We start from the raw sequence: 13241 nt of genomic DNA, 5'->3' as shown, positions 1-13241 counted from the left end.
TGGAATCACCGGTCGTCACGCGGGGTACGCGGCGGACGTCCGGTACGACAAGGAGCGTGACCCCCCATGGACGAGACCGCACCGGTGCCGCCCGAGCGCAGGACGGCCCCCGACGGCGTGACCGAGCTGCCCACCGTCAGCAGCCTCGCGGAACTGGGTGACCTGGTGGAACACCACGGGCCGCTCTACATCCGCTGGTCCCGCAGCCCGGCCGACGACGTGCGGGACACGCACAGCGCGGACCACCTCACCGGGATCACCATGCCCGGCCTGTCGGCGAACCCCCTCCAAATCGAGAAGTGGTGGGGCGACCGCCCGGTGCGGCTGTGGGTCGCCAGGCGCCTCTACGACTACTGCCACCTGCGCGAGGAGCGGGACGGCGACGTACGCCCCTGGACCCTGCGCGGCCGGGAAGTGGCCCGGGGGCCGGACAACGAGCCGCTGCTCCGCGACATCGAGCCGGTCTGCTGGATCGACCTCGCGGTGATCGAGGAGGCCGAGGAAGAGGTGGCCCGCCAGCGCCGCCCCTGGGGGCCCATGCGGCGCTGATCCCCCCGGCGGGGCCGCGGCCGGGAGCGGCGGCCCGGCGTTATGGCGACCTCCGCGAAGACGGGACCGGGGGCCCGCGTAGCGGCGGGGCTCCGGGGCAGACGGGACCGGGGGCCCGCGCACCGGCGGGCTCCGGAAAGACGGGACCGACGGCCGCGCAACGGCCGGGCCCCAGGAAAGACAGGACGCATGTCCACAGCGAACGATCACGGGCAGCCGCTCCGGCGCGCCCTCACCACGCGGCTGCTCTACTTCTTCATCCTGGGCGACGTCCTGGGAGCGGGCGTCTACGTCCTGATCGGCCAGGTCGCGGCCGACTCGGGCGGCGCCGTCTGGGTGCCCCTGACCGTCGCGCTCGTCCTCGCGCTGCTCACGGCGGCGTCGTACGCCGAGCTCGCCACCAAGTACCCGAGGGCCGGTGGTGCGTCGCACTACGTCACCCGCGCCTACGGCCCGTTCGCCGGCTTCCTCGCCGGGTTCTGCATGCTGGCCGCCGGGGTCGTGTCCGTCGCGGCGCTCGCCCGCGGGTTCGCCGGCGACTACCTGTCGGCCTTCGCCACGCTCCCCGTCGCGCTCGTCGCCGTGCTGTTCCTGGCCGCCCTCGCGCTGCTCAACGCGCGCGGCATCCGCGAGTCCACCCGCGCCAACGTCGTCGCCACGCTCATCGAGGTGGGCGGCCTGGTCGTCATCGTCGCCCTCGGAGCATGGCTCCTGCTGCGCGGCGAGGGCGACGCCGGGCGGCTGACCCAGCTCGGCACGGCCGGGCAGGGGGCGGCGGCGGCCGTCCTGAGCGGCGCGGTGCTGGCGTACTACTCGTTCGTGGGCTTCGAGACCTCCGTCAACGTCGCCGAGGAGACCCGCGACCCGCGGCGCTCCTACCCCCGCGCCCTGTTCGGCGCGCTCGCCACGGCCGGCTGCGTGTACGTGCTCGTCGGCATCGCCGCCTCCGCGGCCGTACCGACCAGCACACTGGCGCGGTCCAGTGGGCCGCTCCTGGAAGTGGTCAGGGCGGCGGGCGGAGTACCGGTGTGGCTGTTCAGCGCGATCGCGCTGGTCGCCGTGGCCAACGGCGCCCTGCTCACGGGCATCATGTCCTCGCGCCTCGCCTACGGCATGGCCCGCGACGGGCTGCTGCCCCCGGTCCTCACCCGGGTGCTGCCCGCGCGCCGTACGCCGTGGGTGGCGATCGCGGCCACGACCGCGCTGTCGATGCTGCTGGCCCTCACCGGGAGCGTCGCGACCCTCGCCTCCACGCTGGTCCTGCTCCTGCTGGTGGTCTTCTTCCTGGTCAACACCGCCGTGCTGGTGCTGCGCCGGGACCGGGGCACGGGGGGCCACTTCCGGGCGCCGGCCGTGATCCCCGTCCTGGGCGCGGCCTCGTGCGTCCTGCTCGCCACCCGCATCGAGGCGCAGGTGTGGCTGCGCGGACTGCTCGTGCTCGCCGCGGGACTGGTGCTCGGAGCGGTGGCCGTGTACCGGCGCGGCGCGGACCGCACAGCGCCCGGCGCTCCCGACCGGGACGCCTCCGCCCCTGACGCTTCCGGCCGTGACGCATCCAGCCGGAACGCTTCCGACCGGGACGCTTCCGCCCCCGGCGGTGCCGCCGCACCGGAGCGCGACGCCGCCGCGGACGCGTCGCACCCGGCCGTGTGACGGGCGGGCACGACGGCACGGCGATCGGAGCGGGAAGGGCCGCGACGTGGGTCAGGAGTCGCGCGTCGCGGCCATGCCGAGCGTGAGCAGACCGAGCACCACCCACCCGAACCAGAGCCAGCCGTTGCTGCCCAGCGCAACCGTGTACGCCGTCGTCAGCACCAGCGCCCCGACGGTGAGCACACTCATCGCCTTCGTGGAACCGGACATGCGCGCCCTCCTCCCGGCCCCGGCCGCCAGGCCGACGGGCCGTAGGACCATGGTCACCCCGAGGCCGCCCCGGGCGCTACCGCCTGTGCGGTCCTGTGCGCTACTGTCCGCGCGCCTGCAGCGACGCCAGGTAGGCGCCCCGGGCGCTACCGCCTGTGCGGTCCTGTGCGCTACTGTCCGCGCGCCTGCAGCGACGCCAGGTAGGCGTTGTAGGCGGCGAGCTCCTTGTCGCCGTCCCGGTCGGCGGCCCGGTCCTTGCGCACTGCGTGCCGCTGCTCGGAGCGGTACCACTGGTACACCAGCGCGATCAGCACCAGCACCGAGGGGATCTCGCTGAACGCCCAGGCGATGCCGCCCGCGGCGTTCTGGTCGGCGAGCGCCTCGATACCGAGTGAGGCCGGCGGGTTGGCGTACGCCTTTACCATCGGCTCCGACGCCATCATCAGCGCGATCCCGAAGAAGGCGTGGAACGGCATGCCCGCGAAGAGCTCCAGCATCCGCATCACGTAGCCGGGGCGGTGCGGGCCCGGGTCCACGCCCATGATCGGCCAGAAGAAGACCAGGCCGACCGCGAGGAAGTGGACCATCATCGCGATGTGCCCCGGCTTGGACCCCATGAGGAAGTCGAACAGCGGCGTGAAGTACAGCGCGTACAGGCTCGCGATGAACAGCGGGATCGTGAACACCGGGTGCGTCACGATGCGCATGTAGCGGCTGTGCAGCAGCGCGAGCAGCAGCTCCCGCGGGCCCTTGCCGCCGCGCCGCGAGGCCACCGGAAGCGCCCGCAGCGCCAGGGTGACCGGGGCCCCCAGGAGCAGCAGGATCGGCGACAGCATGCTGATCACCATGTGCTGCACCATGTGCACGCTGAACATGACCATGCCGTAGTCGTTCAGCTTGGTGCACATCACCAGCGCCACGGTCAGCACACCGGCGACGAAGAACACGATCCGTCCGACCGGCCAGGCGTCACCGCGCCTGCGGAGCCGGACCACGCCCCAGCCGTACAGCGCGAGCGCCAGCAGGCAGCCGGCCAGGAAGAACGGCTCCGGTGAGAACGCCAGCCCCCTCCCCAGCGTGAACGGCGGCAGGTCCATCGTCATGCCGTGCCCGCTGTGATCCATCCGCCGGCTCCTGATTCGTGCTGGTCGTCCGCTTGCCGGTCAAGACTAGAGCCGCCCCCGGTCGCGACTGCGACCGGGGGCGGGTCATTCACCGCACAACAGACATCAGAGGACGGTCTCGGCCTCGTCGTACCGCTCCGACGGCACCGTCTTCAGCGTCTCGACGGCCTGCGCCAGCGGCACCATCACGATGTCGGTGCCGCGCAGCGCGGTCAGCATCCCGAATTCCCCCCGGTGCGCCGCCTCCACCGCGTGCCAGCCGAAGCGGGTGGCCAGCACCCGGTCGTACGCGGTGGGCGTGCCGCCCCGCTGGACGTGGCCGAGGATCACCGCACGCGCCTCCTTGCCGAGGCGCTGCTCCAGCTCGCCGGCGAGCTGCTGCGCCACACCGGCGAACCGCTCGTGGCCGTAGATGTCCTTGCCGCCCTCGTCGAAGGCCATGGTGCCCTCGCGGGGCTTGGCACCCTCGGCGGCCACCACGATCGCGAACCGCTTGCCCGCACGGAAGCGCTCGCCGACCCGGGCCGTGAGCTCCTCGATGTCGAAGGGGCGCTCCGGGACGACGATCGCGTGCGCACCGGCCGCCATGCCCGAGTGCAGCGCGATCCAGCCGGTGTGCCGGCCCATGACCTCGACGATCAGCACCCGCTGGTGCGATTCGGCGGTGGTCTTCAGCCGGTCCAGGGCCTCGGTGGCGACGCCGACGGCCGTGTCGAAACCGAAGGTGACGTCGGTCGACGCGATGTCGTTGTCGATCGTCTTCGGCACGCCGACGATCGGCAGCCCCGCCTCGGAGAGCAGGTTCGCGGCCTTGAGCGTGCCCTCGCCGCCGATCGGGATGATCGCGTCGAGGCCCAGTTCGGCGACGTACCCCTTGGCGCGCTCGACGCCGTCCACGAGATGGGCCGGCTGCACGCGGGAGGAACCGAGGATCGTGCCGCCGCGGGCCAGGATGCCCGCCACCGCGTCCAGGTCGAGCTTGCGGTAATCGCACTCCAGGAGGCCCTTCCAGCCGTCGTGGAAGCCGATGACCTCGTCGCCGTGGTCGACGACGGCACGGTGCACGACGGAGCGGATGACGGCGTTCAGACCGGGGCAGTCGCCGCCGGAGGTGAGCACACCAATGCGCATAGCCCGAAATACCTTTGCAACGTGGGCCGACTCCCGGACCACGTCGTCCGGTTGGATCCCCGCCACCCTACCGGCGTTGGGTGACGGGGCCGAACCGAGCGTCCGACTACTGGACGGTATTCGGAGAATCCGACAATGGACCCGGCGTCAGGCGGGCTGGCTGGCCGCCGCGATCCGCTCCGCGCGCAGCGCCTCGTACCACCGGTCGTCGGTCGGCGGCAGCGCGTTCACGTCGAGGGCCAGCTTCAGCAGCAGGTCCGCGATCTGCGGGTTGCGCGCCATGACCGGTCCGTGCATGTACGTCCCGAAAACGGTCTCGTTGTACGCGCCTTCGGTGCCGTCCCCGGTGCCGTTGCCGTTGCCGAAGACGGTCCGGGCGAACGGGCGGGCGGTCGGACCCAGGTGCGTGATGCCCTGGTGGTTCTCGAAGCCGGTCAGCTGGGGCAGGCCCAGGGCCGGGTCGATGTCCGCCAGCACGTCGCCGACGCACCGGGCGCCCTCGCCGCGCGTGGAGATCACGTCGATCAGGCCGAGCCCCGGCTCGCGCTCACCGAGGTCGTTGATGAACTCGTGGCCCAGGATCTGGTAGCCGGCGCACACCGAGAAGATGATCGCGCCGTTGCCCGCCGCGCGGTTCAGCCCGCCGTCGCGGCGCAGCCGCTCGGCCGCCAGCCGCTGCGGACGGTCCTCACCGCCGCCGATGAGGTAGATGTCGCCGGACGTCGGGACCGGCTGGTCGCTGCGCACGTCCACCCGCTGCACGTCCAGGCCGCGCTGCCGGGCGCGGCGCTCCACCACGAGGGCGTTGCCCTGGTCTCCGTACGTACTGAGCAGGTCCGGGTAGACCCACACCAGACGCAGACTGCTGTCGCTCATGCTCTTGTCCTTCACGGGCTCAGTTGCCGACGCGGCGGCGTACGTCCTGGAACGCGGTGTAGTTGGCGATCAGCTCGATCCGTCCCGGCGGGGACAGCTGGACCGCCTCGTCGAGCGTGTCGCTCACCCGGAAGTCCAGGCCCGCCACCTCCAGGCGCACCGCCAGGTCGAGGCGGCGGTCGCCGATGACGACGATCGGGTGCCCGGCCAGTCGCGTGTAGTCCACGTCCCACAGCCAGGACGTGTCCGTGCCGTCGGCGCCGCGGGCGTTGACGGAGAGGATCACCGGCGTGGGCGGCGGGTCGATCAGCGAAAACGTTTCGAGCCAGCCCGCGGGGTTCTTCGCCAGCAGCAGCCGCAGCTCACGGCCGAGGAACGAGACCACGTCGTACCGGCCGGCCACCGCCTGCACCTGGTACATCCGCTCCAGGGCGACCTGCGGCGGTACGCCGAACACGGCCGCGACCGCGGCGGACGTGGTGGCGTTCGCCTTGTTGGCGCGACCGGGGAGCTGGAGGTGGATCGGCCAGGCCGAGCCGTGCGGGTCCAGCACGTGGTCGCCGCTGAGCGCCCAGCTCGGGGCGGGGCGGCGGAAGCCGCACTCGCCGCAGAACCAGTCGTCGCCGGGGCGCTGCATGACACCGCCGCAGGCGGGGCACGACCAGGCGTCGTCCTTCCACTCCTGGCCGGCCGCCACCCAGACGACGTTGGCGGAGGACGACGCGGCCCACACGACCAGCGGGTCGTCGGCGTTGGCGATGACGACGGCCTTGGACCCGGACAGGCCCTCCCGCCACTTCTCGGCCAGCATCCGCGTCTCGGCGGCCCGGTCGAGCTGGTCGCGCGAGAGGTTGAGCAGCGCGATCGCCTTGGGCTCGACGTCGCGCGCGACCCCGGCCAGGTACTTCTCGTCGACCTCGATGACGCCGTACTTCGCGTCCGAGCCGCCCGCGAGGGCCGAGGTGATGCCCGCGGGCATGTTCGCGCCGAGCGCGTTCGAGACGACCGGGCCACTGGCCCGCAGCGCCTCGGCGATCAGCCGGGTGGTGGTGGTCTTGCCGTTGGTCGCCGACACCAGGACCACGTCCAGGTGCTGCGCCAGCCGTCCCAGCAGGTCGGGGTCGAGCTTGAGCGCCACCCGGCCGCCGATCACCGATCCGCTGCCGCGTCCCGCCGCGCGAGACACCGCCGCTGCGGCCTTGCCTGCCGTCACGGCCAGCTTGGCTCGCGGCGACAGCGGCTCCGAGTTGCCTGCCATCGTCCTTGTTCCTCCTAGCGTGGGTCCGGGCTCAGCCTATCGAGATCCGGACGAGGGCCCGAACCGCGCCACCTGCTGAAACGGTCGGGTGACGGCGCAACCGGTACGGAACGTACGCTGACGCCATGCGAAACCGCCCGATCCCCGGCAGTTCCGGCCGTGTCCACACCATGACGCTGCTCGGCGAACCGGTGCTCCACACGCCCTGCGAGCCCGTCACCGACTTCGGCCCGTCCCTGGCCCGGCTGATCGAGGACATGTTCGCGACGATGTACGCGGCGCAGGGCGTCGGCCTCGCGGCGAACCAGATCGGTGTCGGTCTGCGGGTGTTCGTCTACGACTGCCCCGACGACGAGGACGTCCGGCACCTGGGCCACGTCGTCAACCCCCGGCTGGTGGAGGCGGACGGGGTCACGATGCGCGGGGCCGAGGGCTGCCTGTCCCTCCCGGGCCTGGAAGCGGGGACCGAGCGCTTCGACCACGCGGTGGTGGAGGGCGTGGACCTGCTGGGTGCCCCGGTGCGCGTGGAGGGGACGGGGTTCTTCGCGCGGTGCCTTCAGCACGAGTGCGACCACGTGGAGGGGCTGGTGTACCCCGATCGCCTCACCGGCTGGCGCCGGGCGAAGGCGCTGAGGGCGGCACGCCGGGCGCCCTGGGCGCGGAACCGCTGACGGCGCTGACGGCCGCGGTCCACGGCCCGTCCTTCCGGGACCTGCTGCCCGATCAGCGAGGCCCGGCCCGGAAGGCAAATGAGAGGCCGGCGCCGCCCGCGCGGCCCGGCCCGGAAGGCACCCCCTAGAAGCCGGCGCCGCCCGCGCGGTCGTCGACCTGTTCCAGCCGGCCCCACAGCAGGTCCGCCAGGCCGCGCACCAACTCCGCGCGCGTGCACGGGCGTTCGCCGAGCCACCAGTCGCCGGCCGCGTGCATCATCCCGACGATGCCGTGTCCCCACACCCGGGCCATCACCTCGCTGGAGGGCCCGAGGTCGACGCGCTCGGCGATGACCTGCGCGAGCTCCTCGCCCATCCGGCGCAGCACGGGGGCCGAGTGCCGGCCTATGTCGAAGCCCTGCTCCGGCTGGTGGCCGGTGTCGTCCGAGGGGTGCATCAGGAAGCGGTACACCTGCGGCCGCGCCTCGATCGCGGCGAGGTAGGTGTCGAGCGTGGCCTCGACCCGCTGGCGCCGTTCGGCCGGTGCGTCCAGCGCGGTGCGCAGCGCGGCCAGCAGGGCGTCGGTGTGGCGCTTGGCGAGGGCCCGGTACAGGCCGCCCTTGTCGCCGAAGTGGCGGTACAGGATCGGCTTGGTGATGCCGGCCTCCGCGGCGATGGCGTTCATCGACGCCTGGGGCCCGTCGCGGAGCACCACGCGGTCGGCGGCCTCCAGCAGCTCGCGTCGCCGCTGGTCGGCGGACCTCTGCTGGTCGGTCCGATGTGTGGTGTCCATAGCGTTTCTCCCCGCCCGTGCGAATTCCGTGACGCCTGCGCAACGTAACACCCGTCCTCCGCCCGCTGTCGGTTGACAGCGGCTACTTGCCGGTAACAGACTGCGGTTACCGCTAGTAACACGCCGGGAGGAACCATGGCCGAGTTCACGCTCGATCTCAACGACGACCAGAAGCAGGTCCGTGACTGGCTGCACGGCTTCGCCAGGGACGTCATGCGACCGGCCGCCGCCGAATGGGACGAGCGTGAGGAGACTCCCTGGCCGATCATCCAGGAAGCCGCCAAGGTCGGCATCTACTCCCTCGACTTCTACGCCCAGCAGTTCTTCGACCCCACCGGTCTCGGCATCCCGGTGGCCATGGAGGAGCTCTTCTGGGGCGACGCCGGCATCGCCCTGTCCATCGTGGGCACCGGCCTCGCGGCCGTCGGCGTCCTCGCGAACGGCACCGAGGAGCAGATCGGCACCTGGATACCGCAGATGTACGGCGACGCCGACGACGTCAAGGTCGCCGCCTTCTGCTCCTCCGAGCCCGACGCCGGTTCGGATGTCGCCTCGATGCGTACCCGCGCGGTGTACGACGAGGCCAAGGACGAGTGGGTCCTCAACGGCACGAAGACATGGGCCACCAACGGCGGCATCGCGGGCGTCCACGTCGTCGTCGCGGTCGTCGACCCCGGCCTGGGCTCCAAGGGGCACGCGTCCTTCATCGTGCCGCCGGGCACCCCGGGCCTCTCGCAGGGCCAGAAGTTCAAGAAGCACGGCATCCGCGCCTCCCACACCGCCGAGGTCGTCCTGGAGGACGTCCGGGTCCCCGGCTCCTGCCTGCTCGGCGGCAAGGAGAAGCTGGACGAGCGGCTCGCCCGGGCCCGCGAGAAGGCCGCGAAGGGCGGCGAGCGCGTGAAGAACGCCGCCATGGCCACCTTCGAGGCCTCCCGTCCGGCCGTCGGCGCGATGGCGGTGGGCACCGCCCGCGCCGCGTACGAAGTGGCCCTCGACTACGCGAAGACCCGCCGGCAGTTCGGCCGCCCGATCATCGACAACCAGGGCATCGCCTTCCAGCTCGCCGACATGCGCACCCGGATCGACGCCGCCCGCCTGCTCGTGTGGCGCGCCTCCTGGATGGCCACCACCGGCAAGCCGTTCACCGCGGCCGAGGGCTCCATGTCCAAGCTGTACGCCAGCGAGGTCGCCAAGACCGTCACGGCGCAGGCCGTCCAGATCCTCGGCGGCAACGGCTTCACCCGCGAGTACCCGGTGGAGCGCATGCACCGCGACGCCGCCATTTACACCATCTTCGAGGGCACGAGCGAGATCCAGCGCCTGGTCATCGCCCGCACCCTGTCGGGCATGCCGATCCGCTGACCGCGTGCCGGGCCGGTGGCGGAGCGCCTCCCCCGTGTGAGGCGCCCCGCCGGTCCGTGTCACCTCACTTGACCGACCCCGCCATCACGCCTTGCACGAAGTGCCGCTGGAAGGCGAAGAAGACCACCACCGGCACGACCAGGGAGAGGAAGGCGCCCGGCGCGAGGACGTCGATGTTGCTGCCGAACTGGCGCACCTGCGACTGGAGTTCCACCGTCAGCGGCTGCGAGGAGGTGTCGGCGAAGAGCAGCGCCACCAGCATGTCGTTCCAGACCCACAGGAACTGGAAGATCGCCAGGCTCGCGATGGCGGGCCGGCCCACCGGCAGCACCAGCTGCGTGAAGATCCGCCACTCGCCGCCGCCGTCCATACGGGCGGCCTCCAGCATCTCCCGCGGGATGTCGGCGAAGTAGTTGCGCAGCAGGAACACCGCGAACGGCAGACCGTACGCGACGTGGAACAGCACCACGCCCGGGATCGTGCCGAACAGCCCCAGCTGTCCGAAGAGCTTCGCCACCGGCAGCAGGCCGACCTGGACCGGCACCACCAGCAGCGCCACCACCAGCAGGAAGATCCAGTCACGGCCGGGGAACTCCAGCCAGGCGAAGGCGTATCCGGCGAGCGCCGCGATGACGACGACCAGCACGGTCGTCGGCACCGAGATCAGCACCGTGTTCCAGAACGCCCGGGTGATGCCCGCGTTGCCCAGCAGTGCCGCGTAGTTGTCGAAGGACAGCTGCCCGGGGTCGGTCAGCGCCGTCCACCAGCCGCTCGCCGCGCTGTCCTGCGCCGAGCGCAGTGACGACAGCAGCAGGCCCGCGACCGGAGTGACCCAGATCAGGCCGATGACGGCCAGGAACGCCTGCACCACTCCGTTCCCCAGCCAGCGGCGCAGCCGCCCGCCGCCCGGCGTCGATACGGTCGCGCTCATGACTGACTCCTGCGGAAACGGCGGACGTTGAACACCATGGCCGGGATCACCAGCAGCAGGAGCAGCACGCCCAGCGCACTGCCGAGCCCCTGGTTGTTGCCGCCGCCGAAGGACACCAGCCACATCTGGGTGGCCAGCACGGTGGCGTCCTCCTGCACCGGGCCGGGCGCGATGATGTAGATGAGGTCGAAGACCTTCATCACGTTGATGACGAGGGTCACGAAGACGACCGTCAGGACCGGAGCCAGTAGCGGCACCGTGATCCGGCGGAAGACCTGCCACTCGCTCGCACCGTCCATCCGGGCCGCCTCCAGGCAGTCGCGCGGCAGCGACGACAGGCCGGCGCCGATCAGCACCATGGCGAAGCCCGTCCAGATCCACAGGTACGCACCGATGATCGCCGGCGTGACCAGCGCCGGACCGAGCCACGACACGCCTTCGTACGGCGGCGCGAAGTTCTTCGCGGGCAGCCGGACGGTGTACGCGCCGGGGCCCAGGTCCGCGAAGCGGAACGAGCCGTCCGCCGCCGTGGTCGCGGTGGCGACCGCCGTGCCGTCCCGGACCGCCTCGACCGTCAGGCCCGGCAGTCCGCGCTCGGCGTCGTCGATCACGCCCGGACGTCCCCCGCCGCCGGGCGTGAAGTCCAGGTACACGGCCCCGCGCACCTCGCCCGGGCCCGGGGTCCCGCCCGCGGACGCCGGCTCGGCGGCCGCGGGCAGTTCCTTGGGCGGGACGCCGACGAGGCCGAGGGCGACCGACTGCCCCGGGGACACCGTCCTGGTGGTGCCGTACGAGCCGTCCGGTGCCTTGTCCAGCCCCTGGCCGTCACGCGGCCGGGCCGCCGGGTAGGACGACGAGTCCTCGAAGACGCCGTGCACGCCGACCACGGCCGCGTTGAGCACACCCTTGTCGGGGTCCTCCTCGTACGCCAGCCGGAAGATGATCCCGGCGGCCAGGAAGGAGACGGCCATCGGCATGAACAGCAGCAGCTTGAACGCGGTGGCCCAGCGGACCTTCTCCACCAGGACGGCCAGGATCAGGCCGAGCCCGGTGAGCAGCGTCGGCGCGACGACGACCCAGATGGCGCTGTTGCGGATGGCGGTGAGCGTGGCCGGGTCGCGGAACATCTCCGCGTAGTTGCCCCCGCCGACGAACCGGGTGCCGGTCGCGTCGAAGAAGCTGCGGCCGACGGAGAACAGCACGGGGTACACCACCAGCGCGCCGAGCAGCAGCAGCGCGGGCAGGACGAACGCCACTGCGATCATCCGGCGCCGGCGCCGGGCCCGCAGCCGCGGGTTGCCGGCCGGCCCGCCGGGCGGGGCGTCGGCCCGCGGCTGCGGGGGAGGAGCGGTGAGTGTGGTCATGGCGTCCGCCTCAGCTCTTGTACGCCTTGGCGGCGGCGGCCTCGAGCTGCGCCGCCGTGGCGGCCGGGTCCGACGGGTCGCGCAGGAAGTCCTGCAGCAGCTTCCACTCACCCGTGCCCTTGGTGCCGCCGAACGCCGCGGGCGCCTGGTCCGACATGTCGAAGCGCACCGAGTCACCCGCGTCGATCAGCGACTTGGCGGCCTCGCGCAGGGTGACGTCACCGTACGCGGCGAGGTCGACGTTCTCGTTGGGGGAGAGGAAGCCGCCGGCCTCCGCCCACACGGCCGCCGCCTCCGGCGTCGCGAGGAACTCCAGGAACGCCATGGCGGCCTTCGGGTTCTTGCCGTCCTTCAGCACGACGGCCGCGTCACCCCCGCTGACGACCGGCTCCTTGCCGCCCGCGACCGCGGGGAAGGGGAAGAAGCGGGCGTCCTCGCCGATCTTCTTGCCGAACTGGTCCTTGGCTATCCCGGCGACGAAGTCGCCCTCGTACACCATCCCGGCCTCCGGGTCGGGGCCGAAGACCTTTTCGACGGAGCCGGGGAAGTCGGTGGCCAGTGCGCCCTTCTGGCCGCCGGCGATCAGCTTCTTGTCGGAGAACAGCGACCCCAGCGTGGTCAGCGCCTTGACGACCGTCGGGTCGGTCCACTTGATCTTGTGCTGGGCGAGCTGGTCGTACTTCTCCGGGCCGGCCTGGGAGAGATAGATGTTCTCGAACCAGTCGGTGAGCGTCCAGCCGTCCTCACCGGCGACCGCGAAGGCCGGCAGGCCCGAGTCGGAGACCGCCTGCGCGGTCTTCAGCATCTCGTCGTACGTCTTGGGCGGCTTGACGCCCGCCTGCTCGAACGCCTCCGGGCTGTACCAGACGGTCGACTTGTGGGCCGCCTTGAAGTACAGGCCGTAGAGCTTGCCGCCGACGGAGCCGTAGTCCTTCCAGACCGGCGCGTAGTTGGTGTCGACGGACTTCTCGGTGGTCTTGGACAGCGGCGTGAGCCAGTTCTTCCGGGCGAACTGCTGGAGCACGCCGACCTGGGGGACCATCACCACGTCCGGTGCGTTGCCGCCCTCGATCTTGCTGCCGACGACCGTGGAGACGTTGTCACCGGTCGACACGAACTGCGTCTTGGCGCCGGTCTTCTCGGTGAAGGCGTCCAGCACCTTCTGGAAGTTCTTCTGCTCGGCGCCGGACCACACGCCCGCCACGTTCAGGGTCTGCCCGCTGAGCTCCTTGCTCCCGCCGCCGGCGCTGACCGGGTCGCCGCCGCAGGCGGTGGCGCCGAGCGCGAGGGTGAGGGCCGAGCAGCAGGCCAGGGCGGTCCGACGGAGCATCGGTCGTCGC

13 protein-coding genes are annotated in these 13241 nt (G+C 71.9%); 4 read left to right on the top strand and 9 right to left on the bottom strand.

What is annotated here, in order from left to right; all coding sequences use genetic code 11:
* Positions 1–66 precede the first annotated feature (66 nt).
* Positions 67–549: a DUF6098 family protein gene (locus tag ACIA79_RS20460; protein WP_399429742.1), complete on the top strand. Its 483-nt coding sequence runs from the start codon at positions 67–69 to the stop codon at positions 547–549.
* A 189-nt stretch (positions 550–738) separates the two neighbouring features.
* Positions 739–2202: an APC family permease gene (locus ACIA79_RS20455; RefSeq protein WP_399429741.1), complete on the top strand. Its 1464-nt coding sequence runs from the start codon at positions 739–741 to the stop codon at positions 2200–2202.
* A gap of 51 nt (positions 2203–2253) precedes the next feature.
* Here the strand turns inward: ACIA79_RS20455 and ACIA79_RS20450 are convergent, their stop codons facing one another.
* The 5 genes from ACIA79_RS20450 to ACIA79_RS20430 form a co-directional block, all read right to left on the bottom strand.
* Positions 2254–2412 carry a hypothetical protein gene (locus ACIA79_RS20450; RefSeq protein ID WP_399429740.1) on the bottom strand — a complete coding sequence of 53 codons (159 nt, stop codon included), beginning with the start codon at positions 2410–2412 and terminating at the stop codon, positions 2254–2256.
* A gap of 170 nt (positions 2413–2582) precedes the next feature.
* Positions 2583–3536 (bottom strand): cytochrome c oxidase assembly protein, encoded by a 954-nt coding sequence (locus tag ACIA79_RS20445; protein WP_399429739.1) that lies wholly within the window; start codon positions 3534–3536, stop codon positions 2583–2585.
* 105 nt (positions 3537–3641) lie between these two features.
* Positions 3642–4667 carry a 6-phosphofructokinase gene (locus ACIA79_RS20440; protein ID WP_399429738.1) on the bottom strand — a complete coding sequence of 342 codons (1026 nt, stop codon included), beginning with the start codon at positions 4665–4667 and terminating at the stop codon, positions 3642–3644.
* A gap of 147 nt (positions 4668–4814) precedes the next feature.
* Positions 4815–5543: a type 1 glutamine amidotransferase gene (locus tag ACIA79_RS20435; protein WP_031071283.1), complete on the bottom strand. Its 729-nt coding sequence runs from the start codon at positions 5541–5543 to the stop codon at positions 4815–4817.
* Between the two features lie 19 nt (positions 5544–5562).
* A complete protein-coding gene (locus tag ACIA79_RS20430; RefSeq protein WP_031071281.1) occupies positions 5563–6801 on the bottom strand; it encodes a MurT ligase domain-containing protein in 1239 nt (412 codons plus the stop codon).
* Positions 6802–6926: 125 nt separating this feature from the next.
* On the opposite strand from ACIA79_RS20430, the gene def reads away from it, so the two are divergent.
* Positions 6927–7472: a peptide deformylase gene (gene def, locus ACIA79_RS20425; RefSeq protein WP_399429737.1), complete on the top strand. Its 546-nt coding sequence runs from the start codon at positions 6927–6929 to the stop codon at positions 7470–7472.
* A 124-nt stretch (positions 7473–7596) separates the two neighbouring features.
* On the opposite strand, the gene ACIA79_RS20420 is transcribed toward def, so the two are convergent.
* Positions 7597–8244: a TetR family transcriptional regulator gene (locus ACIA79_RS20420; protein WP_399429736.1), complete on the bottom strand. Its 648-nt coding sequence runs from the start codon at positions 8242–8244 to the stop codon at positions 7597–7599.
* A 135-nt stretch (positions 8245–8379) separates the two neighbouring features.
* Here ACIA79_RS20420 and ACIA79_RS20415 point away from each other — a divergent pair, with 135 nt between their 5' ends.
* The gene (locus ACIA79_RS20415; RefSeq protein ID WP_399429735.1) at positions 8380–9606 is read left to right on the top strand and encodes an acyl-CoA dehydrogenase family protein; all 1227 of its coding nucleotides are present in this window, start codon (positions 8380–8382) and stop codon (positions 9604–9606) included.
* A gap of 64 nt (positions 9607–9670) precedes the next feature.
* Here ACIA79_RS20415 and ACIA79_RS20410 read toward each other — a convergent pair whose 3' ends face one another.
* From ACIA79_RS20410 to ACIA79_RS20400, 3 genes are read right to left on the bottom strand one after another with little or no spacing between them, the layout of a single operon-like run.
* Complete coding sequence (locus ACIA79_RS20410; RefSeq protein ID WP_399429734.1) at positions 9671–10537, bottom strand: carbohydrate ABC transporter permease; 867 nt, start codon at positions 10535–10537, stop codon at positions 9671–9673.
* Positions 10534–11901 carry a carbohydrate ABC transporter permease gene (locus tag ACIA79_RS20405; RefSeq protein ID WP_399429732.1) on the bottom strand — a complete coding sequence of 456 codons (1368 nt, stop codon included), beginning with the start codon at positions 11899–11901 and terminating at the stop codon, positions 10534–10536. The genes ACIA79_RS20410 and ACIA79_RS20405 overlap by 4 nt, the downstream gene beginning before the upstream one ends.
* A gap of 10 nt (positions 11902–11911) precedes the next feature.
* Positions 11912–13231, bottom strand: coding sequence for an ABC transporter substrate-binding protein (locus ACIA79_RS20400; protein ID WP_399429846.1), 1320 nt, complete (start codon positions 13229–13231; stop codon positions 11912–11914).
* Positions 13232–13241: the final 10 nt, after the last annotated feature.

It is taken from the genome of Streptomyces sp. NPDC051310 (assembly GCF_044455245.1).
Taxonomy (GTDB): domain Bacteria; phylum Actinomycetota; class Actinomycetes; order Streptomycetales; family Streptomycetaceae; genus Streptomyces.
Note: the sequence above shows the minus strand (reverse complement) of the source record. Positions and strands in the feature narration are given on the sequence as shown.

Coding starts and splice junctions, on each gene's coding strand:
- ACIA79_RS20420 (WP_399429736.1), bottom strand. CDS start 8,244: ATGGACACCACACATCGGACCGACCAGCAGAGGTCCGCCGACCAGCGG.
- ACIA79_RS20430 (WP_031071281.1), bottom strand. CDS start 6,801: ATGGCAGGCAACTCGGAGCCGCTGTCGCCGCGAGCCAAGCTGGCCGTG.
- ACIA79_RS20415 (WP_399429735.1), top strand. CDS start 8,380: ATGGCCGAGTTCACGCTCGATCTCAACGACGACCAGAAGCAGGTCCGT.
- ACIA79_RS20445 (WP_399429739.1), bottom strand. CDS start 3,536: ATGGATCACAGCGGGCACGGCATGACGATGGACCTGCCGCCGTTCACG.
- ACIA79_RS20435 (WP_031071283.1), bottom strand. CDS start 5,543: ATGAGCGACAGCAGTCTGCGTCTGGTGTGGGTCTACCCGGACCTGCTC.
- ACIA79_RS20410 (WP_399429734.1), bottom strand. CDS start 10,537: ATGAGCGCGACCGTATCGACGCCGGGCGGCGGGCGGCTGCGCCGCTGG.
- ACIA79_RS20455 (WP_399429741.1), top strand. CDS start 739: ATGTCCACAGCGAACGATCACGGGCAGCCGCTCCGGCGCGCCCTCACC.
- ACIA79_RS20405 (WP_399429732.1), bottom strand. CDS start 11,901: ATGACCACACTCACCGCTCCTCCCCCGCAGCCGCGGGCCGACGCCCCG.
- def (WP_399429737.1), top strand. CDS start 6,927: ATGCGAAACCGCCCGATCCCCGGCAGTTCCGGCCGTGTCCACACCATG.
- ACIA79_RS20460 (WP_399429742.1), top strand. CDS start 67: ATGGACGAGACCGCACCGGTGCCGCCCGAGCGCAGGACGGCCCCCGAC.
- ACIA79_RS20400 (WP_399429846.1), bottom strand. CDS start 13,231: ATGCTCCGTCGGACCGCCCTGGCCTGCTGCTCGGCCCTCACCCTCGCG.
- ACIA79_RS20450 (WP_399429740.1), bottom strand. CDS start 2,412: ATGTCCGGTTCCACGAAGGCGATGAGTGTGCTCACCGTCGGGGCGCTG.
- ACIA79_RS20440 (WP_399429738.1), bottom strand. CDS start 4,667: ATGCGCATTGGTGTGCTCACCTCCGGCGGCGACTGCCCCGGTCTGAAC.